Annotated in this window: 17 protein-coding genes; 9 read left to right on the top strand and 8 right to left on the bottom strand. The window is 42.0% G+C overall.

The features are described from left to right. Positions 1-76: 76 nt before the first annotated feature. From AB6811_RS07070 to AB6811_RS07045, 6 genes are all read right to left on the bottom strand, one after another. Positions 77-3184 (bottom strand): ATP-binding cassette domain-containing protein, encoded by a 3108-nt coding sequence (locus AB6811_RS07070; RefSeq protein WP_369489744.1) that lies wholly within the window; start codon positions 3182-3184, stop codon positions 77-79. Positions 3185-3371: 187 nt separating this feature from the next. Beyond that, a complete protein-coding gene (locus tag AB6811_RS07065; protein ID WP_369489743.1) occupies positions 3372-4844 on the bottom strand; it encodes a glycoside hydrolase family 30 protein in 1473 nt (490 codons plus the stop codon). A gap of 310 nt (positions 4845-5154) precedes the next feature. Further along, on the bottom strand, positions 5155-6342 hold the full coding sequence (locus AB6811_RS07060) for a TolC family protein (protein ID WP_369489742.1): 1188 nt from the start codon (positions 6340-6342) through the stop codon (positions 5155-5157). Continuing rightward, complete coding sequence (locus tag AB6811_RS07055; RefSeq protein ID WP_369489741.1) at positions 6326-9433, bottom strand: efflux RND transporter permease subunit; 3108 nt, start codon at positions 9431-9433, stop codon at positions 6326-6328. Before AB6811_RS07055 ends, AB6811_RS07060 begins: the two co-directional genes overlap by 17 nt. Before the next feature lie 12 nt (positions 9434-9445). Next, positions 9446-10969, bottom strand: a complete 1524-nt coding sequence (locus tag AB6811_RS07050; RefSeq protein WP_369489740.1) for an efflux RND transporter periplasmic adaptor subunit — start codon at positions 10967-10969, stop codon at positions 9446-9448. An 86-nt stretch (positions 10970-11055) separates the two neighbouring features. Further along, positions 11056-11466 carry a DUF6769 family protein gene (locus AB6811_RS07045; protein WP_369489739.1) on the bottom strand — a complete coding sequence of 137 codons (411 nt, stop codon included), beginning with the start codon at positions 11464-11466 and terminating at the stop codon, positions 11056-11058. Between the two features lie 95 nt (positions 11467-11561). Between AB6811_RS07045 and AB6811_RS07040 the strand changes: the two genes are divergently transcribed. The 3 genes from AB6811_RS07040 to AB6811_RS07030 all read left to right on the top strand — a co-directional run bounded on the left by AB6811_RS07040 (position 11562) and on the right by AB6811_RS07030 (position 15383). Next, complete coding sequence (locus AB6811_RS07040; RefSeq protein ID WP_369489738.1) at positions 11562-12311, top strand: sensor histidine kinase; 750 nt, start codon at positions 11562-11564, stop codon at positions 12309-12311. Continuing rightward, positions 12311-13039 carry a LytR/AlgR family response regulator transcription factor gene (locus AB6811_RS07035; protein ID WP_369489737.1) on the top strand — a complete coding sequence of 243 codons (729 nt, stop codon included), beginning with the start codon at positions 12311-12313 and terminating at the stop codon, positions 13037-13039. Before AB6811_RS07040 ends, AB6811_RS07035 begins: the two co-directional genes overlap by 1 nt. Positions 13040-13148: 109 nt before the next feature. Continuing rightward, positions 13149-15383, top strand: coding sequence for an inorganic phosphate transporter (locus AB6811_RS07030; protein WP_369489736.1), 2235 nt, complete (start codon positions 13149-13151; stop codon positions 15381-15383). 135 nt (positions 15384-15518) lie between these two features. On the opposite strand, the gene AB6811_RS07025 is transcribed toward AB6811_RS07030, so the two are convergent. Then, entirely contained in the window at positions 15519-15926 is a 408-nt protein-coding gene (locus tag AB6811_RS07025; RefSeq protein WP_369489735.1) for a bacteriohemerythrin, read from the bottom strand. A 615-nt stretch (positions 15927-16541) separates the two neighbouring features. Here AB6811_RS07025 and AB6811_RS07020 point away from each other — a divergent pair. Next, positions 16542-16859, top strand: coding sequence for a hypothetical protein (locus AB6811_RS07020; RefSeq protein ID WP_369489734.1), 318 nt, complete (start codon positions 16542-16544; stop codon positions 16857-16859). Positions 16860-17945: 1086 nt separating this feature from the next. Here AB6811_RS07020 and AB6811_RS07015 read toward each other — a convergent pair. Beyond that, complete coding sequence (locus tag AB6811_RS07015; protein ID WP_369489733.1) at positions 17946-18638, bottom strand: response regulator transcription factor; 693 nt, start codon at positions 18636-18638, stop codon at positions 17946-17948. Positions 18639-18823: 185 nt separating this feature from the next. Here AB6811_RS07015 and AB6811_RS07010 point away from each other — a divergent pair, with 185 nt between their 5' ends. The 5 genes from AB6811_RS07010 (at position 18824) to AB6811_RS06990 (ending at position 25130) form a co-directional block, all read left to right on the top strand. Continuing rightward, complete coding sequence (locus tag AB6811_RS07010) at positions 18824-21634, top strand: TonB-dependent receptor (protein WP_369489732.1); 2811 nt, start codon at positions 18824-18826, stop codon at positions 21632-21634. A 177-nt stretch (positions 21635-21811) separates the two neighbouring features. Then, on the top strand, positions 21812-22153 hold the full coding sequence (locus AB6811_RS07005) for a carboxypeptidase-like regulatory domain-containing protein (protein ID WP_369489731.1): 342 nt from the start codon (positions 21812-21814) through the stop codon (positions 22151-22153). A gap of 188 nt (positions 22154-22341) precedes the next feature. Further along, the gene (locus AB6811_RS07000) at positions 22342-23685 is read left to right on the top strand and encodes a beta-helix domain-containing protein (protein ID WP_369489730.1); all 1344 of its coding nucleotides are present in this window, start codon (positions 22342-22344) and stop codon (positions 23683-23685) included. A gap of 100 nt (positions 23686-23785) precedes the next feature. Further along, entirely contained in the window at positions 23786-24244 is a 459-nt protein-coding gene (locus AB6811_RS06995; protein ID WP_369489729.1) for a toxin-antitoxin system YwqK family antitoxin, read from the top strand. An 88-nt stretch (positions 24245-24332) separates the two neighbouring features. Then, a complete protein-coding gene (locus AB6811_RS06990) occupies positions 24333-25130 on the top strand; it encodes an SDR family oxidoreductase (protein ID WP_369489728.1) in 798 nt (265 codons plus the stop codon). The last annotated feature ends 4 nt before the right edge of the window (positions 25131-25134 follow it).

Genomic DNA, 25134 nt, shown 5'->3' with positions numbered 1-25134 from the left:
TGCACCTTCTAAGTTTTAAGCAACTTCAAGATACAGCTCAAAACTCAATTAAATACCAGCATTGCGAAAAACAATGTTAGGTTGGCAAATACCTTGCAATACGAGCCGTAAGCTTACGGAAACGGAAGCGCTCAACAAAACGGTTAACCACGCGGAACATGTCGCTTAGCAATGTTAGGTAGAATACTACTGACATTAGCCAGATGACCACCAGATTAAACCAGAATGTAGGGATTAGGAGAGTGCCTAGAATTTTATAGTAGGAATAAAAATGTGCTCTTCCATTTCGGGCAGTTGGGTATGAGTATATGGGTTCGTAGCGGCGAACAAGCTTGTTATCTACTTCAATAATCTTGGTAAAATCGTTTCTATTAGTTACCAAAGCCTCCAAAGCATTATTGTGATGCATTCGGCTTAGCTCAAAAAGCGTGGTTTTGCCAACCAATTCCTTTTCAAGCGATTTTACCAGCGCATCGCGCCGCTCAACCCCAACTCTATACTTTGTGTTAAAGTGAGATTTTAGGGTATCGAGCTTAGCAAGTGTTATGTCGATATAGCTAGGCGTAACTCTACTAATACCCAGGAGTCCTGTGTCAGGGTAAGTAAAATTAATAATTGGGAAATTGTGCTTTAACCTTTCGAGTTCATTCTGCACAATGCTTAACCTCTGCCTGGTTCGAGGCGTTTGCTTGCCAACAGCCAAATCGGTTTGTGCTTCTTGCAGCAATAACACCAGCTTAGGAATCAGCAACGTGGCATTGTAGTTGTTATTGCTGATATCTTTATTGATAAAAAAGAAATGTTTATTATACTCATTGTTACTAAACTGCTGAACACACAGAGCCTCGTAAGGCCAACGGCTTAGTGTTAAATCCCCAATAATAGGAACATACTCCGGATGGGTAAGACTCTTGTGTAGCTTGTTATAGCTGATTACCACCCCGCTGAACATCAGCTGTGGAACAATGATTAAGGGAATCATTACATAAATTGCTACAACCGAGTTTAAAGCGGCTGAAAGGTTAAGACCTATCATACTTGCGCAAAAAGAAGTGGAAAAAAGAATGACCCAGTACGACCAGAACATTCCCTGAATCTCAAGCACATAGGTAGATATTAAAACAAATAGTAGCGACTGAAAGGCTGAAAAGAATGAAAGAACAACCAGTTTCGAATTAATGTAGCTGAAATAGCTAAGATTAAGAAACTTTTCACGGAAAAGGACCTTTCGATCGTTAATTATCTCCTCAGCACTTATGGTCAGACCTAAAAAAATCATGGCCACCACGCTCATGAAAATGAATGCAGGAATATTATCGTTTTCGCTATAAATGTAAGCATTTGGGTTAGTAAGGGTTCCGTGAATATACTTGGAGAAGAAACTGATAATAACCGCTAATACTGGCGAAGCCAGAATGCTAATGTTCATGAACTGGCTATTGGCGAGTTTACTTCGAAAATTTCGCCTGAAGTATATCCACATCTGTTGCACTTTCGATGGGATTTTAAAATTATTGGGCGGTATTGGCGAAGAGCAGGTTGGTTCATCAACAACAATCTTACTTTGGATATTTTGTAGGTAAAGTTCATACCATTCCTTAGCTGAACGTTTTCGCTTTCGGGTTAAGCGACCATACTCGTTTACAACCCTTGCCTCAACAATCCTAAGTATGATATCGGTATTAACATTTCCACAAGTAATACATTCGCTCTCCTCGGGCTTAAGAAAATTGGCCATACGCTTGAAGTAAACCACGGCATCCATAGGATTACCCTGGAATATTGGCCTACCCCCTTGGTCAAGCACAATTATCTTATCGAATATCTTAAAAACATCCGATGAGGGCTGATGGATATTGGTAATTACCAGTTTTCCCTTAAATGTTTGCTTGCGTAAAATAAGCATAATGCGCTCGGCATCGAGCGATGAGAGCCCTGAGGTAGGCTCATCGACAAATAGAATCGAAGGCTCACGCATAAGCTCCATGGCAATGTTAAGGCGCTTGCGCTGCCCCCCGCTTATGTACTTGTTTAGCGGATTGCCAACCTTAAGGTCGCGTGCCTCAACCAGGTCAAAATCTACAAGGGTTCTGTCAACCAGCTCTACAACCTCCTTTTTACTGAGATGGCTGAAACAGAAAAGCGCGTTGTAGTATAGATTTTGAAAGACCGTAAGCTCTTCAACCAGCAAATCGTCCTGAGGAACATAGCCAATAACCCCTTCAAGCTCGGTTTTACTGTTATGAACATCGTACCCATTGATATAAACCTTGCCTGAAACGGGCTTTAAATTCCCATTGAGAAGGTTAATAAGGGTTGACTTACCCACACCGCTTCCGCCCATAATTCCAACCAGTTGGCCGGAATAGGCTGAGAATGAAAATGGGTAAACTCCATTCCGACTCCCCTTGTGCTTATACTCAATATCCTTTGCAACAATTGAAACAAAAGGCTTACCAGGGGTTTGAATAAAAACCGATACAACCTTGCTGTAGTAAACAGGCGACATGCGTGTCCCGCGAATTACAGCACCGGGACCGAAAAGGTATGTTCTCCCCGGCTTAAGCATTCGGCTATTCATGAAAAGCTCCAGCTCACCAAAGTACTTCACCAGTAAGGTATTGGTACTGGCAATCCTAAGTACGTAAAGCTGCCCCTGAAGTCGATCGTTTACAAGATGTTTAATTTCTGGTATAGGATTATCGCGTTCCGAGCTTATGAGTAGAACCTGTTGGTTCCACGGTATTTGACCGGGGGACTCGCTTAGAATAAAATCGCGCCCATTGGAAAACTCAAAATCACTAATATTGAACTGGTTAGCTACCCTTCGGGCAAATTCAAGCCTATCGGAAGTGGTAAGCTTGCTATCGGCTAGGAATTCCAGCAACTGTAAAACTAGCCATACCTTTTGGTGCTGTTCAAACTCATGGTTAATAGAATCGATTATAACATGAACCATGGGCGACTCAGTGAAGCGGTCAAGGCTTACATCCTCTAACTCCTTACGATAGCTAACACCAAAGTTGGTAAATCTATCAATAAAAACCTTTGCCTGCTCATCGCTAAAGTCGTGATGCAGGTAATCCTCCAAAACATCGAGAGCAAAACCACTATCGGCTTTACTCTCAATGTTCACGAGTATGGCAAAAAGCTTTATTAGTGCATCGAGCAGCGACTCGCTCATGGTTTATGGTTTGGATAAGCAAAGATAGAATTTTTCAATTGTTTTGAACGTACCGCTAAAAATTGGATTGCAATTTTATAATCGTAATACAAAAAAAATGGGAAACAACTACCTTTACCTAGCGAGTGCTTTTAATAAACCATTAAACCTTTATGGTATTAATTCACAATACTCTACGCACTGATAATTAATACCTGATACTTTGAATTGCGTGAGCAGGTATTTGAATTTGAGCCATAGCATTACCGCAAATCAGAAAGTAGTTTATGGGTAAATCGGTGGTATTAAGTACAACCGTCACTATACTTCCGTCGGTATTGCTGAACGATGCGGCAAGTAGGTTGCTGCGCGATGGCGAGGTACTAATCCGCCGCGCTCCTGGCCTAATAAACTTGGAGAAATGGCCAAGGTAGTAGAATGCAGGGGTAATAAAAAGTTCGCCTGTTCGTGTATCGCCATGCATGGGAGCAAAGCAAAAATTTCCAACATGGTTAGGTCCTCCATTCTCATCGAGCAGGATATTCCAATCAATCCATCCCGATGTGCCGCTGTTAAAATCGTAAATCATCGATGTAGCATACTTTTCGGCATTTGGCCAGTAATTGTAATGGTTAGGCACAAAGCGTTCAACTGTTCCCTCGGTGAAAATGATATGCTTTTCGGGATAACTTTCGTGAACATTCCTTACGTTATCGTACATCTTTTTCCCGCCCCACCAATCCTCATACCAGTGATAGCCAATGCCCCAAGCGTATTTCGATGCTTCGGGGTCTGAAAATATGACATCAGCACGGTAAGGCATCAAATCGCGGTTGTGGTCCCAAATAATTATCTTTTTATCCTTAAGCCCGTTATTCCAAAAGGTAGGGCCAAGGTAATGCTTCAGGAAATCGCGCTCCTCCTCAGCAGTAAATATGCACGACTCCCAAGTTTGACGAGCCATAGGCTCATTCTGAACAGTAACACCCCAAACATGAATTCCGGCTTTCTCATATTCCTGTATGAACCGAACAAAATAATTAGCCCACGACTGGTAGTAACGCTGCAAAAGCTTACCACCGTAAAGCATGTTATTGTTATCTTTCATGAATGCAGGTGGACTCCATGGGCTTGCAAGAAGTTTAGTGTTACTGCCCGATATTTCAAACGCTTTTTTAATGAGTGGTAGCCTGTACTGCATGTCGTGCGCTATGCTAAAGGTAGCTAGCGCGCTATCGCCATCGGCAATATATGTGTAACTGCTGCTGCTAAAATCGCAGCTATGAATACTGGTGCGTATAAATGTGTAACCTATCCCCTTTTCAGGATGAAAGTAAGCCTCCAATAGCTTTTGCTGATTCTCAGGTGTTAAACGGGCAAAGGTTTCCGCAGCAGCATCGGTAATAGCTCCACCAATACCAATTATCTCCTGAAACTGTTTACTTGGGTTTACAAAAACAGCCACTTCGGTTTCAAATGGTTGACGAGCCAAATCGAATTTCCCTTTTGAAGTTAGAGCTAAGCGAGTAACCGAATCGTTTGCTGTTGTGAAAACCTCATAGGTCTTACCGGCAAATGAAATGCCTGAATTGCTATTTACCCTATCGGTTCTTTCTTTTTGGCAAGATGAAAATGCAAGAAAAGAAAACGCTGTGAGGGCTAACAACTGTATCGCTTTCATCCTAATTCCATTTTTGATTTTGTTTTACAAAGATACTCCAGTTGAGTGCAGACTTACTGAAATAATTCATAATAATTACTAATGAGCAAGATTTGAGAAAATGTTGCAAAAAATGATTTGCTTATACCATCAATACTTACCAACCATTATTAGGCTTGCCAGCTTTAGGGTTCAATGCGTTATGTGTAGTTTTGAGAAGCTATTTGATAGCTAACTGCTACTACATCATCCACTGGTTAATAAAAAAACGCGCATCAAAGAATGCGCGATTTTTTACTATTGAACAAATATTACTTAATCAAGCAAAATATCAATACGAAAACCTATTCAGCTCAATGTAAGCCTTAAGGCACTCATGCTGAACTTCAAGTAATCGTTCCTTGATACTGTTGTAACTGTTTAGCTCGGTGTAGTAATCAACAATTGATATTTCTCCCTTTTGTAGCGCTAGGTATAACTTATCAGCAATATCAAAAGTACTGATGTATTGGCTAAGGTGATTTGTAAGCTCTTGCAATGCTTTAACCTTACTGAAAAGACGTTGTGAACTTTGCCTAAAGGAATAAAGGTAATCATCAGTATTCAATTGCATATACCTATTCATAGCCCTTGCATACCTCACTGTATTTGACTTTTCCCATAATGGAATGGAAATACCAGCAACAATGCCCTGAAAGCGTTCACCTCCTACCTTCTCGCTGGCATAACCAGCGTTAAAAGTGGGCAAAACCTCTGCCTTTGAAAGTTTAAGCTTTAAACGACTATTTTCGGTTTCGCTTTTCAGGTAGGCCAGCTCAGGATTTTGCGATTCAGCAACTCCGAGCCACGATTCAAAGCTGTCGGGCAATTCAGGAACAAGCATAACGGAATCAGTAATGGCTATGGGAACCGAACCATTCAAAGTTACAAGCTCATCGGCTATACTTTTTTGCTCTAACCTAATTTGGATGATCCTTGAATTTAACTCATGGTAAACAAGTTCTGCCTGTGTGTATGGAATTACACCTATTTCACCAGCCTCAAACTTTTGCTTAAGCGATTGGGCAATAACCATGGCATTTTTCAGCTGCCTATTTAACTCAACTAAAAGAGCGTTGTGGTAAACCAAATCGGCGTAAAGCAAACCAGCTTTTTGAAGCACCTCAGAGCGCTTTGACCTAAACTCGTTCTCCAAAGCACTTGCCATGCCTTTGGCAAGCTTGGCCCTATAAATATATGCGGTTGGAAAATCGAACTGCTGCGTAATACTGATTGTGGTTTTATTTCCAAGATCGACAGGGCTACCCCATTGGTAAATAACCTCGGCTTGAGGGTTACTGGGCGATATCCCTATCCGGGCAGCTATCCTCTCGGCTTCAAGCTTTTGCCTTAGCGCTTTTAGCATAAGGTTGTTAGAATCAACCTGCTGCAAAACCCTATCAAATGAAATTTGAGCTCTTGTAACACCAGCAAAAGCAACCGTAACGAGAACTAATGTAATTTTACTCCTGGTTATCATAATCACTTACAATTTCGTTTTTATCAAACATGGTGTAAACAATGGGAATAATGTAGATGTTCAGAAAAGTTGATGTTAACAGACCTCCCAAAATAACCTTGGCCATAGGACTTTGAATCTCGTTTCCGGCAAGGTGCCCCTTAAAAGCAAGCGGTATTAAAGCAAGGGCAGCGGTAAGCGCAGTCATAAGAATTGCGTTTAGCCGGTCTGACGAACCTTTAACCACCACCTCCTGAACATCAAATCCCATTTTTCTAAAACGAATGTAGTTAGATATTAACAATATTCCATTTCGTGTAGCAATACCAAAAAGCGAAATAAACCCGATAATTGCCGGAATGCTTAAAACTCCCGAAGTAAGCCATATGGCAACAACACCACCAATAAGGGCCAAGGGAAGGTTCAATAAAATTATTCCGGCTAAGCTGAAGTTACGAAATTCTATGAAGAGTAGCATAAAAATTATTAAAATTGAAATAAGAGAAGCTATTAGAAGTGTCCTCGAAGCACGGGCCTCGCTCTCGAACTGTCCGCCGTACTCAACCCTATAACCCTCAGGGAAAGTTATGCTCCCATCAACCCTGCTACGAATATCGTTAACAACGCCTCGTAGGTCGCGCCCTGCAACGTTGGCCGATATAACCAGTTTGCGCTGAACGTTTTCACGACTAATAATGTTAGGGCCTGTAGTTGAAATCACATCGGCAACTTGGTAAAGAGGAACCTTACCATACTTGGGCGAGTCAATAAGAATCGATTTAATTCCTTCAATGGTAGAAGTGTAGGTTGAGTCCAGCTTTACCACCAGGTCGAAACGTTGCTGCCCTTCGTAAATATCGGCAAGTTTTTCACCCCCGAGCACAACATCAATAAACTCATTGAACTCCTCGAGGCTGATGCCGTAGTCAGCAAGTAGAGCCCGTTTAGCTCTAATCTGAATTTGCGGCACCTCAACCTGCTGCTCAACGTTTACATCAACCAAACCGTTAATTCCCGCTATTTCAGCTTTTATTTGGTTGGCTAGGGAATAGAGCTTAGAGAGGTCGTCGCCAAAGAGCTTAATGGCAATGCTTGCCCGCGTGCCAGTAAGCATATGGTCGATGCGGTGCCCCAAAGGCTGCCCAACAGTGACAGCTATACCCGGGATGCGGGCGAGTGTTGCTCGAACATCGGCGAGAAACTCATCGTTGTTGCGCTCCTTAAGCTGAAAGTTCACATCAATCTCGGAACTGTTGGTTGCCTGCGAATGCTCATCGAGCTCGCCTCTACCTGTTCGGCGGGCTGTTGATGTTACCTCAGGTATTGCCAGAAGCTTTCTTTCGATGTAGTTACCCACCTTATTGGTTTCATCGAGCGAAGTGCCCGGTGGCGTTACCACCGATAGCGTTAGCGAGCCCTCATTAAACTCCGGAAGGAAGCTACGCCCCATGCCAAACAAGAGCATAACCGACAAAACTAGCAGCAACAGGGTGCTACCTAACACTAATCTTTTTCTGCTAAGAACCCACTGCAACGACTTTTCGTAGCCTTTCCTGAGCTTGGCTGCCAACCATTTCTCATTCATATTTTGTTTGAGGTAGGTCTCGCCTGATAGCAGCATTTGCGCTAGCACAGGGGTAAGAGTCATTGCTACCAGCAACGACATAAAAAGTGATACAATGAATGAAATACCGAGTGGCTTAAGCATACGCCCTTCCATACCGCTTAAGAAAAATAAGGGAACAAAGGCAACAATTATAATCAAAGTTGCATTCAGGATTGAAGCCCTAATCTCGCGAGAAGCTTCATAAACTACCGCAAAATTCGATTGCCTTTGATGTTCAGGTTTCTGCCAATTTTGCCTCAATCGCTTGTAAACATTTTCAACATCAATTATGGCATCGTCAACCAGCGAACCTATGGCAATTGCCATTCCGCCAAGGCTCATGGTATTGATGTTGATACCGAGTAATTTCATCACCACAAAAGTGGCAAGTAACGAAATGGGTATGGCAAGCAGCGAAATGATTGTTGTCCGAAAACTACCAAGAAAAAGCAGAAGAATAATGGTTACAAAGATTGCCCCCTCAATTAATGCCTGCCGAACGTTCCCCACTGAGCGCTCAATAAAATCGGATTGCCGAAATATTTTGGTGTTAAGCTTGACATCGGGGGGCAACGATTTTTTCAGATTTTCCAGATTTGCCTCAATTTTACGAGTAACCTCAAGTGTATTAATATTGGGTTGCTTTGAGATTGATAGAATAATTGCCGGCGATGCATTGCTTGATGCATAACCCATTTTAGGGGCAGGTGCAACACGGATTTCAGCTATGTCGCTAATCTTTACAGGCATTCCTTCACGGGTGGCAACCAGGGTTTGACCAAGTTGCTCAATATCGGAAGTGCGCGCTATTCCTCGGACTACATACTCATTTCCAAATTCCCTTACGTTAACTCCATTGGAATTCATGCTGATGAATCGGCATGCATTGGTCAGCTCATGCATAGTAACGCCTAAATGAAGCATGCGTGTAGGATTTGCCACCACCTGGTACTGCTTGTAATCGCCACCAATGATGGTAACCTGCGAAACCCCACCAGTGGCAAGAACAAGAGGCTTAACTGTCCATTCTGCAATTGTCCGAAGCTCCATCATGCTTGTACTATCGGCTTGCAGGCCAATAAAAAAGATTTCGCCCATCACACTACTTTGTGGTGCAAGCATTGGTTGACTCACGCCCAAGGGCATTTGTTGGGCAACCGCAATAAGCTTTTCACTAACAACCTGGCGTGCCTTTAAAACATCTACTCCCCAGTCAAACTCCACCCATACAAACGAAAAGCCCTGAGCGGATACTGACCTTACCCGCCTAACATCGGTAGCGCCATTCACGGCGGTCTCAATTGGAAATGTTACTAACCTCTCAACCTCTTCCGCTGCCATACCGTGAGCATCGGTCATTACAACAACTGTGGGGGCTGTAAGGTCAGGAAATACGTCAATGTCCATATTGGAAACTGTACGAAGTCCTATAACCATAAGCACTAAGGTGCTTATGAGTATGAAATATTTATTTCTCAGCGAGAAAATGATTATCCTGTCGAGCATAGCCAACTTCTTTTAGTGAACATGACCCGAGTGAGCATCGAGCGCACCCGAACTTTGTGCCATCTTTACATACACGGCACCCCGAGTTACAATCCGATTGCCTGATTGCAAGCCCGATAAAACCTCAACCCTTGAACCATCGGTAACACCTAGCTTCACCTCGCGTTTAATGAAAGTTTCCGGGGTTAGCTGCACCATCACAAAATGGTTACCCTGCTCCTCCAGAAGTGCTGAAAGCGGAACAGTAAGGGCGTGCCCCTTGGATTGACAAAGCAGGTAAACATCAACCACTTCGCCTACTGGCAATACCCCAACATTGGGTAATTCCATGACAACCGGGATTAAATGGTTTTCCGATGATATTGTCCTGCCTACTGCAACTATACTCCCTCCAGATGATTTTAGGTTAACGACCACTCCGGAAGAGGATACCCTAATATTTGCATCGAAAATTGAGTTAAGTAAATTCAGAAAGCGTGGCTGAACGTAGCACTGAATCCTTGAAACAGATAGCTTACTCAGCTTTACCAAAGGCTGACCAGCGTTTACGTAATCGCCATTTGATATGTACACTTTCAGAACCTCAGCATTTGTAGGGCTTACAATTTGTTGGCCATCGGCAGAAAATCCGTTTTCACAGGCCTTGAATGCAGCAAGGGCTACCTCATATTCGCTTTTTGCCTTTTGGAACTCAGCAGTGGAAATAACCTGCTCACCAGCCAAAGCTTTTTGACGCTCGTAAGCGGACTTGGCAAGCTCATACCTACTTTTAGCCTCGGCATAGCGTAAAGCAAAGTTATCGGCCACACCCTTGGAAATCAACCTAAGCAATACCTCCGACTCATGAACCTGCATTCCAGGTAAAATAGACCTATCAGCAAAGCTCACTATTCCCGAAATACCTGCTACCAAAACCACCTCGTCGGCTTGAGCCGGCAAAACCATGCCAGTAGTTTTTATAACTGCACCTATTGGTTGAGGCGTGATAATTTCAGTAGCAAAATCAATAGCCCAAGCCTGCTCCTTTGTAAATTTGATAGTGTTTGATGCATGGCTATGTTCGGGCGAGTCTGCCCAATCGTGTTCGCAATGGTAAATGGTAAACTGTCCCAACCGGTAAAATCCCTTAATGCCATTTATTACCATTTCAATTGAAGCATCGGCCTTACCATTTACATCAAATTGTACTTTGAGCTTGTAAATTCCATCGTTACCAGTATTTATGGCTGTAAAGGAATACGATTTACCTTCGGCCGTTACGTTAAGCATTAATGAATCAACCTTTACAGGTTTGAAACTCTTCATCCCTGTTACGTGAGCGGTAAGTTCAACCTCCTTGCCGGCGATAATTGGGTTGCCAACAATGTATATCTCAAGGCTATCAGTATAAGCTGTAAAGTGCGCAACTTCCTCTTCGGCATGTTCAGCTTGTTCATGCGAATGCCCTTCATGGTTTTGACTTTGTTGCCTTTGAGTATCATTACAAGCAGTAAAAATAAATGTAGCAAGGGCTATTAGTAAATAATTTTTAACCATTCCAAATCGAATTAATTATTAACGAAAAATGAATAGTAAACTTTGGTTAGTGATACTAACCATGAATACAAACCAACTAAATCGATTTAGAAAGGGGGAGCCCTTAATGTGTGGCAGCTAATAATTAGAATCTGCCAGGTATTAGAAATACCAGAAATGTAGATTCTTTGTGAAAGTTCCAGCCTTACGGCAGTATCGATACATCTGTTTAGATTAGCAAAAAAATCCTTAACAACGTTAAGATTTGAGATTACCTGCGAAATATCAATAACCCTAAACTTTTCGGCCTGGGTAAGGTCATTCAAAAGGTTGCATGACTGATCGTGGGAATGGCTATGGGGGGAATCGTGGTGGTTACCATTGCCATGTTGGCAACACATCTGAGCAGCCTCAACAAAGCAAACCTCACCATTGTGGTGGTGATGCGGAACAAGTGAATGAACCAACATCATCCCCACACCCAGCCCCAATAGTATTATTGAAATGACCCTCTTCATGAAAAGCAATTGGCTGCAAATTTATTCTTTTCGATTGAATTCCCACTTAATGGTTTAACCAAAAAACATATATTTGCATCAAACAATTGTGCACCATGTTCATATCTTCCACTCCACAAGTAACCCTGCTTGTTATTCATTCCGTGGTGTTTGCCATTGCAATAATCTACCTTTTTACCAGCAGAAAAAAGCTAAAAGATCGGATTTTAAGATACGAACAGCAAGTTTTGCTCTCGCAAATGAATCCGCATTTTGTATTCAACTCCTTAACAGCCATTCAAAGCTATATTTTCCGCAACGAACCCCATACCGCCAGTAAGTATCTCGCAAGCTTTGCAAAACTTACCCGCCTAATCCTTGAAAACTCCCGTTGTGAGCTGTGTAGCTTAGAGAGAGAAATTGCCACCCTTAAGCTTTACCTCGACTTACAGAAGCTAAGGTTTGAAGGAAGGTTCGACTATACCATAATCGTTGCAGAGCAAATTGACCCCGATGCAACACTAATCCCACCGATGCTTGCACAACCGCTCATAGAAAATGCTATCGAGCATGGCTTGTCTGGCATTTACTGGGCAGGTAAAATAGAGATTCGCTATACCCTAACTAAACCAAAGCAACTTGTAATTGAAGTGGAAGACAACGGTATAGGAATTGAGAAATCGCGCGAAGTTCAGGAGAGTAAAGGGAAACAGTACAGGTCGTTAGCTACCGAAATAACCAAGGAACGTATTAAAAACCTCAAAAAGCTTGGGAATTCGGGAATCAAGCTAAACATTACCGATAAATCGACCCTAAGTGGGAACACCTCGGGAACTATAGCTCAAATTGTAATACCCCTAAAGTAATGGTTAAAGCAGTTATAGTTGACGACGAGATACATGCGCGGGAATCGCTAACCCGAATGCTTAATGTATATTACCCATCTATAACCGTTATAGGTAAAGCTGAAAGCATAAAAAGCGCCTACGATTTGATAAAAAACCAGTGCCCCGATATTGTATTCCTCGACATGCAGTTAGCCGATGGGCATGGGTTCGACCTACTGAAGATGTTTGATAATATTCCTTTTAAAGTGATAATAATTTCTGCATACCAGGAATATGCTGTCAAAGCTTTTAAGTTTAGTGCTGTAGACTATCTTCTTAAGCCGGTGGACCCCGATGATCTTGTTAAAGCTTTAGATGTTGCCTTAGCCCAAGCCCTTAACGATAAGCAACAGGAACGCCTCAATGCCCTTATTGAAAACACCAGGAATATTGGAAAAAAGGATAAGCTACTTGCACTTAGGAACTCCGATGGCACTTACGTTGTTAACACTTCAGAAATTGTTCGATGCCAATCCGATGGCAATGCAACCATTTTTTACCTTGTGGATGGCAACCAAGTACGAGTAAACCGAACTCTCAAGGAGTTTGACGAAATGCTTAACGAATGCGGATTTTTACGCTGCCATCAATCGCATTTGGTGAATCAACGGTATATTGAAAAAATTTCCCGATTCCCATCATCATTAATCACCATGAACAATGGCGATGTGATTCCAGTATCGTTTAGAAAAAGAAAATCAATTTGATTTTTAACCCACTTAACATTAACTTAACATTGGGTTAACCTAAAAGTAATAGGGCATTTAAGAAACCAAGCATTTGAAAGGGTAATTTTGCGCGTCAAACTATAATACAATGGAAACATACTATTTATTTATTGTAGGTATCCTTTTTCTACTGGCTGCATCGGACCTGATGGTAGGTGTGGCAAACGATGCTGTTAATTTCCTTAACTCAGCCATAGGGTCAAAAGTTGCCAAAAGGCATTGGATTCTGTTGGTTGCTTCGGCAGGGGTATTAGTAGGTTCAGTATTTTCAAGCGGTATGATGGAAGTTGCCCGAAAGGGCGTATTCCGGCCGGAAAACTTCTACTTTACAGAGATGATGGTTATTTTCCTTGCCGTAATGATTACCGATGTTATTGTTCTCGACTTCTTTAACACCTTTGGATTACCCACCTCAACTACGGTTTCCCTTGTGTTTGAGCTTTTAGGTTCGGCAGTTGCTGTTTCCATTTTCAAGATAATGAATACCGAGGGTGAAACCATTTCAAACCTGGGAAATTACATAAATAGTGGTAAAGCTCTGGCAATCATATCGGGAATATTGAGTTCAGTGGTTGTTGCATTTGTAGTAGGAATGGTTGTTCAGTACATTGCACGACTACTTTTCAGTTTTAACTACCAGAAAAACCTGAAATTTGTTGGTGGAATATGGGGTGGCATTGCCATGACAGCCATTACCTATTTTATAGTGATGAAAGGTGTAAAGGATACCACTTTAATATCCAAAGAAACTATAAGCTATATTTCGGACCATTCATTAAACATTCTTCTTTACAGTTTTTTAGTTTGGACAGTAGTATTCCAACTACTAATTAGCCTGTTCAGACTGAATGTACTAAGGTTTATTGTACTTATGGGTACTTTTGCCCTAGCATTATCGTTTGCCGGGAACGACCTTGTGAACTTTATTGGTGTTTCGATGGCTGGGTTAAAAGCTTACCAAATACATGCAGCAAACCCAGAAATTGCACCCGAAGCCCTGAGGATGACTGAATTAGCTGGTGAGGTAAGCACTAACTCTATGTACCTATTCATTGCAGGCTTAATAATGGTAATTACCCTTTGGGCATCGCGTAAAGCAAGAACAGTTACCGATACCGAAGTGGGCTTAGCCCGTCAGGATGCTGGTATGGAGCGTTTTGGAAGTACACAGTTTTCAAGGACAATTGTGCGAATAGCCCGAAGGTTTGCAGAGCATGTCGATAAAGTTACACCCCGTTTTATCAGAAAATTTGTGGCTAAGCAGTTCGATACCACTAAAGCCCCCCGATACTCTAACCCAAAGGATGCCCCATCGTTCGATTTAGTAAGAGCCTCCGTTAACCTTGTAATGGCAAGTATACTAATCAGTTCGGCTACCGCACTAAAGCTCCCTCTTTCAACCACCTATGTAACCTTTATGGTTGCTATGGGAACATCGCTGAGCGATAAAGCCTGGGGTCGCGAAAGCGCAGTTTATCGTATTACAGGAGTAATTACAGTTATTGCAGGATGGTTCTTTACTGCATTTGTAACCTTTACAATTGCTTTTGGAATAGCTACCGCACTTTACTTTGGCAAAGCACCCGCACTTATAATTTTACTGGCTATAGCTATTGGTCTACTAATTAAATCACACGTGTTGCATAAGAAAAAGACCAAGCAATTGGCTGACGAGGAAATAGTTGATGAAGTTAGTATTGTAAACCGTTGCACCAATGAATTACGTAAATACTTAAAACAGTCAATAAAGGTTTACAATAGAACCATTGATGGGCTAACAACCGAGAACCGCCGACAGCTTAAGGAGGTAAACGAGGAGGTGGAGGCCCTTAACATGGAAGCCAAAAAGTTAAAGTATAACGTATACTATGTTCTCAAGCAGCTTGAAGCCGACTCAATTGAAACTGGTCATTATTACGTACAGGTAATTGATTACCTGCGTGAACTTGCCCACTCCCTGGAGTTTGTCTCGCGCCCCAGCTTACAGCATGTTGAGAATCAACATAAGGGGTTAACCCGTGAGCAGGCTGCTGAGCTGAAGGATTTGAGCAACCAGCTTTCGGATCTCTTCGATGACATTCTGGAAATGATTAAGCAGAACGATTACACCCGCGTTCCTGATGCTATCAAAAAGCAGCAGGATATCCTGGAAGATCTGAACAAAATACGCAAGAAACAGGTAAAACGTATTAAACAGGGTGAAACAGGAACTCGCAATAGCGTGCTTTACTTAGGCCTACTCAACGAAATTAAGAACCTACTTTTACATACAATTAACATCCTGAAAGCTCAACGGGACTTTATTCTAAACAATATTGAGTAGTTGCCCATTTTATAAAACTACGGAACAATATCATTATAACAGAAATGACACAGGTTTTATGGATTGAACTAAAATTAATTCAAGACCATAAGACCTGTGTCAACTTTTTTATAATTAAAAAGAGGTAGCATAGTACTAGACTACCCCGAATTTTTTAAAATGATCTTCGTAGGCCTTATCGCTTTTGGCAATGTGATTCTTTAACCAATCGCTCAGGAAACCAAGTACATCTGGAGCAACCATACCTTTGTTTGATGCAACATCCTTTTTAAGCTCTGCTACTTTCTGCTTGAAGTACTGATGCTCCTTAATATGCTGAAGAGCAAACGGGTAGTTAGTTACCCTAAAATACGACTCCTCTCTCCCAAAATGGAAAACCGCATACCTTTCCAGCTCTGAAATAATATCATTTATTATTTCTTTCCCTTTACCCTTTGTCATTGACTCAAAAAGCTGGTTAAGTAAATCGAAGAGCTTTTGGTGATCCTCATCAATACTTTTAACACCAACACTATACTCGGGTTTCCAAATTGCTATTTGCATATTAATGGTAACAAAAATTGAACTATCAAATTAAAAATTATTTTTTCAAAAATATATCTTTACAAACAAAACTCCACTTGGTTTTAGGGTGATTTTACATTTTTTTGGAAAAAAATTCAATGTCGTTTAGCTAACAAAACAGACCCTCCTTTTGTCATCCTGAGCGGCCTGTCCCGCCCTAGCGGGGAGCGAAGGATCTCTAATCAACCCCATGAGACGTTTCGCTTAGCTCAACATGACAATAGCTTCACGAACAACGAGTAACAGCAAGTATCACAGAGTTACACAATGTAACACGGTGTTACACAGAGCGTGTGACGTGATATTCTCGAACATCGATTCACAAATAGCGAACAACGCTTCCAGCCCCGTAGGGGCGAAATATTTGTAACCCTATGAATACTCCCATATGTAAGGCGATGCACGCAACACCTTTTCCAAAGAGCAACACTGAAGCCTTGCATCGCAAAGGAAAAGCATTACAAAGAGCTATTTAAACGTTCTTTCTTGTCTTGATACAAGAAAGAACCAAAGAAAATCAAGGCTGAAAAGCCCGACCCGATGGGTTCCCCGCGGGTGTAACTGCCACGCGATACTATTCGCCACGCCTGTGGCGTGACTCATGTGGTATCGCTTACTAAGCCCACCGCCACTTTCCACCCCCGACCCATTGCCGGGTCAGGCTTTTATGCCACTGCTTGCTTCTTCCGCTCCATTCCCCCCTTATGGAAAATGGTTGGGGTGAGGTTTTTTTCCACATTCAACCTAGATGACCCCTCTAAATCTCCCCTGAGAGGGGAGACTTTAGCCCTGCAACAAGGTTTCATAATTGCTTCACCCCTTTCCTGTCAGGAGAGTGGCGGGGGTGAGGTCAATTTCATGAACCAACGAGCAACGAACAACGAGCAACGAAGACCGCTTCCCGTCCCGTAGGGGCGTAACATTTACAACTCCATTGTCATCCCGAGCGTAGTCGAGGGATCTCGATTTAAGATTTAAGAACTCACTAGCTAGCACACGTCTTTAGACGCACACAAATCGCCCTGAAAGGGCAAATCACATTAGCCCTGGGTTTTAACCCGGGGTACTGAGGTGTTCAAATTATTTTGCGATGCACGCAACACCTTTACCAAAGAGCAATTCAGATGCGTTGCATCGCAACAGAAAAACACTGCAAAGAGCAGCTTACACGTTCTTTCTTGTCTTGATACAAGAAAGAACCAAAGAAAATCAAGGCTGAAAAGCCCGACCCGATGGGTTCCCCGCGGGTGGAACTTCCACGCGATACTATTCGCCACGCCTGTGGCGTGACTCATGTGGTATCGCTTACTTAGCCCACCGCCACGTTCCACCCCCGACCCATTGCCGGGTCAGGCTTTTATGCCTCTGCTTGCTTCTTCCGCTCCATTCCCCCCTTATGGAAAATGGATGGGTGAGGATGATTTCCACATTCAACCTAGATTACCCCTCTAAATCTCCCCTGAGAGGGGAGACTTTAGCCCTGCAACAAGGTTTCCTAATTGCTTCTCCCCTCTTCTGTCAGGATAGGGGCGGGGGTGAGATCGATTTCATGAACCAACGAGCAACGAACAACTAACAACGCTTCCAGCCCCGTAGGGGCGAAATATTTGTAACCCTATGAATACTCCCATATGTAAGGCGATGCAAGCAACACCTTTTCCAAAGAGCAATTCAGATGCGTTGCATCGCAACAGAAAAACACTGCAAAGAGCGGTTTCCAAAAAAAACAATAAGGAATAAAGGGTTAAAGGTAAAGAGATGCTTCGGCTAGTTCAGCATGACAAGGGAGCAGAAAGGAAGATAGGGTTTTTATCATCCCAAGCAAAGTCGAGGGAGCTCTTCAATGGATTGATGAGAAAAAAGCAATGAGATGCTTCGGCGAAGCCTATCCCTATAAATCGGGGCTAAGCACGACAGCGTGATGTTTCGCTTGCGCGCAACATGACAAATAACCTTAACTAAACAACATTGGCAAATAATTTACATCATCAACTTGATTTACGAAGTAAACTTGTAACCAACCCCCTTTACAGTTTTAATGTAGTCATCACCAAGTTTTTCGCGTAGCTTGCGGATATGAACATCAATAGTTCTATCGCCAACCACAATGTCATCGCCCCAAACGGCCTGGTAAATTTCATCGCGGGTGAAAACCTTTTGGGGTTTGCTGTAAAGCAAAGCAAGTAGTTCAAACTCCTTTTTTGGGAGCGATAGCTCATTCCCATTGACATAAACGGAGTAGCGTTCCTTATCTATATAAATTCCTTCGGCTGGTATAGTATCAAGGCTTTCAGCATCATCAATGAGGGTGCCGCTTCGTTTGAGTAATGCCTTTATTCTGCTTATCAGCACTTTTGGCTTAATTGGCTTGGTGATGTAATCGTCGCCCCCAGCATCGAATCCTGCAATTTGGCTGTAGTCCTCGCTGCGCGCTGTAAGGAAAGCTATTAAAGTATTTGAAGTTGATGGCTGTTTACGAAGCTGTTCACAGGTTTCAATTCCATCCATGTCGGGCATCATTACGTCAAGGAGTATTAGATGTGGTCGGAAATCGATAGCCCTTTCGATGGCCTCACGGCCATTGGAGGCAGTTTGAATTTGAAACCCCTCCTTTTTAAGGTTATAGCTAAGGAACTCTACAATGTCGGGTTCATCATCAACAATCAGGATTCTATACCGTGATACATTCATTCCTTTAAATTTTTGTTTTTACAAATATAAAAAGCTTAGCAAGTGTTTAAAGTTAACTCAAAGTTAACTTTTTTACAAAACGGGTTAGGGTTAGATTAACAAAACGGTAACGTGGAATTAAAATCTATGCCATTTAATGTGACTTACTTTGTAGCTGTAAAAAAGTAGGAAATACTAAACAAACTATGGTGAAAACTAATAATAAGATTGTATTGCTTTTGCTTTCAGGTTTTTTTATTGTTTTTGAGGCCTGGGCACAAAAAGGATCAATTGAAGGTGTGGTTTACGACAGGTCGCACAACGAGACCCTTGTGGGTGCCAATGTAATAATTGAGGGTACCACTACCGGTACTATTACCGATTTTGATGGTCGGTTTACCTTATCAAATCTTAATCCGGGAACTTACAATGTTCTAGTTTCTTTTATTTCCTACCAACCCGTAATTTTGAATAACATTAAAGTTGAGCCTAATAAAAGTACAGTAGTAAAAGTTGAGCTTGAAGAAATAACCACTGCCATTGAAGGGGTTACTGTAACAGCCGCACGTAAAACAAACACTGAGGTTGCCATGTTAAGCACCATAAAGGCAAGTCTTACTGTGGCAAGCGGAATATCGGCACAGCAAATTACCCGTTCACAGGATCGCGACGCTTCGGAGGTTATACGCCGTGTTCCCGGAGTTTCAATTATTGACGACAGGTTTGTTGTGGTGCGAGGCCTAAACCAGCGTTATAACAACGCCTGGATAAACAATGCTTCAACTCCCTCCAGCGAATCCGATCAAAAAGCTTTTTCCTTCGATGTTATTCCAAGTGCCATGATTGACAACATGGTGATTTACAAAAGCCCTTCGCCAGAGCTACCAGCAGACTTTACGGGTGGATTCATTAAAATCTCAACGAAAAATATGCCCGATGAAAACTTTCTTAGCATTGGTTATGCAACTGGGTTCAACACTAGCACAAGCTATGGCAATTTTAAGCAGATAACCAAAAGTAAAACCGATTGGCTGGGCTTTGATGATGGTACAAGGAATTTACCCGCCGACTTTCCATCAACACTTAAAGGCTTAACAAACTCACAGCTAGCAAGTTTAGGGCAGAAATTAAACACCAGTTGGGCGCCCCAAAGTGTACAAGCAGTACCTGACCAAAAGTTCAACCTTTCCTTTGGAAGAAAATGGCAGAAAGGGAATAAACGCTTGGGTAACATTACATCACTTTCCTATAGCAACACCTTTGAGACTGAAGAAGTTAATCATAGTGAATACCAGGTGCAGTTAGTGCCTGGCCAGGAACCTCCCTTTAACCATAACTACACCGATAGCATATTTACCCGAAAAGTAAAAATTGGCTTACTTCACAACTGGTCGTTTTTCACTGGTAAAGGGAGTAAAATTGAATTTCGTAACCTTTTTAACCTAATTGGTAAAAGCAATGCAATAATCCGGAATGGGCTAAATGGGCATGAAGGTTTTACCATTCGTTCCTACCAGGATAACTTTCAAAACCGAACAACCTACTCATCACAGCTTGGTGGAGAACACCGCTGGGGCGACAATCAAAAGAATAAATTAGATTGGGTTACAGGCTATGCTCTTTCATACAGGAATGAGCCTGACCTGAAGCAGCTCCGCACTACCCTGCAGGATGAACCCCTTATTCCGCACTACAATGAGTATTACGCAGCAGTTGGAATTACACCCTCAGTAAGCGATGCGGGTAGAGTTTACATGAAACTTGTTGAGCATATTGCCAGTTTAGGAGTCAACTACGAAAGAAAATTAAAAATAGGGAATTGGGAACCTACCCTAAAAAGCGGTACTTACGGGGAATTTAAGGCGCGCTATTTTGACGCACGCATTCTGGGATTTGCCAAAAATTCATCGTACACCGAATCGGTTTGGTTACCAATCGATCAGATTTTTAGTGTGGAAAACATCAACACAAGCCCCGATGGGTTTTTGCTCAGAGAGTCAACCTCAAAATCTGACTCATACAACGTTTCATCCATTTTGGGATCAGCATACATAGCCCTTAACACAAATATTACCAAAAAATTATCATTTTATGGGGGACTTAGGGCGGAATGGATGAACCAGATTCTTAACAGTTACGACCGTTACGGTAGGCCAGTTAAAGTTGAGGATGATGGCATTGATATTTTCCCTTCAGCAAATATTACCTATAACTTTAACGAGAAAAACCTTATCAGGCTGGCAGCAGGTATCTCTATAAACCGACCTGAATACCGCGAAATTGCCCCATTCTACTTCTATAACTTTACCGATGAAGCTGAATTTGTGGGGAACACAAACCTTAAGAACTGCCTCATTCATAACTACGACTTACGCTGGGAACTTTATCCCAATACCGGCGAAACCTTTTCAGTAGGGCTTTTTTATAAAAAGTTTAATGGCCCAATTGAACTTGTATTTAAACCAGCTGGCGCTCGACCCCTCTTCACATACAATAATGCTGAAGGGGCCTATAGCTTTGGTGTAGAAGTTGACCTTCGCAAGTCCCTGCAAGCCATTCCAATGCTTAAAGATTTTTACATGGTCTTGAATGCGTCGTATATACATAGTAAGGTTATTTTCCCTGAAGGAAGTATTTTCAGGAATAGACCCATGCAGGGCCAATCCCCATACGTGGTTAATGCTGGTATTTTCTACCAGAACGATAAAAACAACCTAAGCGTTTCCGTTCAGTACAATGTTATAGGGGATAGAATTCTGGCGGTTGGGATTCCTTTCCAGAACCAGGACCAGGATATTCCTGATTACTACGAAAAGCACCAACATTTAGTTGACATAACAGTATCGAAAGAGTTTGGTAAAAAGGTTGAAATTAAAGCAGGCGTAAAAAATCTTTTAAACCAAAAATATAACACATACCAGCCTTTCATAGGTTCAAACAACAACGATTTGATTATGAACAACAAACTATACGAGCAGGGTATAACATTTTCCCTTGGTGCCAATCTTAGGTTTTAGTGTAGGTTTTAATCACCAGTGCCGGATGTTTAGATTAGTTTTAACATCCGGCTTTTCTTTTTCCCAGCATGATTTATACAATTTACATAAACTTAACATACAAATCATTTTTGGGTAATAATGAGGCAATATTGGAGTATTTACTTTGCAGTAGTTAAATGAGAAAACCATAAAGCAATGAAAAAAATACTGTCAGTTTTAATAGTTAGCATGTTGGCACTAAACCTTATAGCTGCTAACGAAGATGCTAAAAAGGAATCGGCTGAAACTACTTCCAACATGGTTAGCACCATTAGTGGAAAGGTAGTCGATAAAACAACAGGCGAGGCTCTGGCCGGTGTAGCGGTTAAGCTTGATGAGAATACAGTTGTTTATACCGATTTTGAGGGTAACTTTACAATAAACCTCACTCAGCCTAAGGCAAAATTATGTGTTAGTTTGATATCGTATGCACCTGCTGAGGTTGAGGTGAAAAAAAGTTCAAAGGAGGTAAAGATTGAGTTAAACACAGTTGAGTAGAATTTAGAAGTTAACATAACATACTAAACCAGAGTCGGATGCCCTAATCCGGCTCTTTTTTTTTCACCTTAACCTTAATGTAACAAACTGCTAATGTAAAGCTAAGCTCACCTTAACGTTAAAGTTCGATTTGCTGGATACTTTTGGATTGTGAAAAAGAAATAAACTAACCTTTAAATACTAATTGTATGAATCGGAAAAAAAGTAATTTGTTATTAATTGCAGTAGCCCTATTAGGCTTAGTGGTAACATCGTGCGATAAGAACGACGACGATACCCCCAAAGGAACCAAAAAAACCGTATCGGGTGAAATTTCACAAAACACCCTTTGGGAAGCAAAGGACACCATTATTCTCGATGGCTATGTGTATGTTAAATCAGGCGCAACCCTTACCATTGAACCAGGCACTCTGATAAAAGGGTTAAGCGACTCAAAGGCATGCCTTATTGTGGAACGTGGAGCTAGAATTGTGGCAAACGGAACAGCTGAGAAACCCATTGTTTTCACCAGCGATAAGCCAGCAGGAGAACGTAAACCTGGCGACTGGGCAGGGATAATCATTTGCGGGAAAGCCCCTATTAACCAAACCGGGGGTGAAGCAGAGGTTGAAGGCGGAACCGGCGCTGTTTACGGTGGAACCGATCCTAACGATAACTCAGGCATACTAAGGTATGTGCGAATTGAGTTTGCTGGTTATGAAGTTTCCAATGGTAACGAAATTAATGGTTTAACCATGGGCGGCGTAGGCCGTGGAACTACCATTGAGTATGTACAGGTTTCATTCGGCCGCGATGATTCATTCGAATGGTTTGGCGGAACAGTAAATGCTAAATACTTGATTTCCTATCGCGGTGGCGACGACGACTTTGATACCGATAATGGTTTTAGCGGTAATGTGCAGTTCGCTTTAATTCTTCGTGGCCCGGAAGAAGCCGATAAGAGCGATGCTTCCAACGGTTTTGAATCGGATAACGATGCTAACGGTTCATCAAATAGCCCTCTTACTTCAGCAAAGTTTAGCAACATTACAATTCTTGGCCCTTATGCCACTAAAACTCAAGCAAACGTAAATCCCAACCATAAATATGGCTTAAGGTTACGCCGAAATACCCGTTTGAACCTATACAACTCAATAATCGCAGGTTTTAATACTGGTATTTCTCTTGAAGGACCATCAATGGAACTTTACAATGCTGCCAGTGGTCCCGAAATCAAAAATTGCTTAATGGCTGGTATGGTAAAGAATTTTAATGCCAAAACCGATGGAACAAGCTTAACTCAGGAACAATACGAAACCATGTTTAGTTCAGGTAATAACACCATTTATGCTGAAAATAGCGAGCTTCAACTTACGAATGCCTGGAACTGGGGGAATGTAAACGCTGTGCCACAAAGCGGTTCCCCTGCATTAACTGGTGCTTCGTTTACCGGACTCACAGGATTTGAGACAGTTACTTTCCGCGGTGCTTTTGGAACCCAAAACTGGGCTCAGGGATGGACCAACTGGGACCCTGTTAATACCAATTACTAGTACTTTTATTTCATAAAATCAATAAACTTCCCGATATTCGGGAAGTTTTTTTGCACCTTTTTTGAAGTAATTTTCGTAAAATAAGTCTAAAATGCACATTATGAAATTATTTTTAACGTTACTCATCTCATTAGCTTCGCTGGTTAGCTTTGCCCAAACCAATGTTGTTGAACGCGAGGGTAGATATTATGATAGTAATGGGAAATTGTATTCCGGTCGCTACACCTCCTACTATGACAATGGAAACATTAAAGTTGATGCCTTAATCACCAACGGACTACCCGATGGCGAAATGAAACTATTCTACCCAACCGGAAAAATTCAGGAAATTAGGACCTACAGCCTTGGTGAAAAGAATGGCCGATGGGAGAAATGGAACGAAATGGGCATAAAGGTTTCCGAAGCAAACTTTGTGAAGGGTAAAAAACATGGGAAATGGTATGTTTGGGACGATAGCGGCACTCTCCGATACGATATGACCTATTCCGATGGCGAAAAAAGCGGTACCTGGATCATTTATGACGAGAACGGTAAGGAAACCTCACGGAAAGAATACTAGGTTCTCAGAATTAACTTTATAAAAAAGTGTTACATTTGACATCAAAATTTTTGGGCATACACAAGCTCAAAGAATAATTTGATGTTTGATGATTTCATTTAAAAACCGACTTGTTTGGATAACCGGTGCCTCATCGGGCATAGGAAAGGAATTGGCTTTACAGCTCGCTGAGGAAGGGGCTCATCTGATAATCTCGTCGAACGATGCCCAGGAGTTAAGCCATGTGGCCGATGAGTGCCGTGAGTTCACCTCATTCTGCCAGGAATATCCTTTTGACCTTTCCAGTCCCGTAGAGGTAAAAAACACTGCTGAAACCATTATTAATACTTATGGTCAGATATACCTGCTAATCAATAACGGTGGCATAAGCCAACGTTCACTTGTGAAAGACACACCTGTAGAAATCGACCGTAAAATTATGGAGATAGATTACTTCTCCTACGTAATACTCACTAAAACGGTTCTTCCAGGAATGATTGAGGCAGGTGAGGGTTTTATAGCAGCCACAAGCAGCATTTCGGGTAAATTCGGTTTTCCATTGAGGTCCTCGTATGCAGCAGCAAAACACGCCATTCAGGGTTTCTTTGAAACCCTCCGTGCGGAAATGAAACCCCACAACATTTCTGTTACCATTGCCTACCCCGGTCGTATTCAAACAAACATCTCGCTCAGAGCTATTGATCAGAATGGAAAAGAACATGGCAAAATGGATCCGGGGCAGCAGAACGGGTTAAGCGCAAAGGAATGTGCCCGACAGTACATTAAAGCCATAAAGAAACGCAAACCTGAGGTTTTTATAGGTAAAAGCGAGATTTTTATGGTGCACATTAAGCGACTTTTCCCAAGCATCTTTTTCAGAATTGTAACAAAAATCAAACCTACATAAACAC

This window comes from Tenuifilum sp. 4138str (assembly GCF_041102575.1).
In the GTDB taxonomy this organism is placed as follows: Bacteria; Bacteroidota; Bacteroidia; order Bacteroidales; family Tenuifilaceae; genus Tenuifilum; species Tenuifilum osseticum.
This window is presented reverse-complemented; position numbering and strand designations above follow the sequence as displayed.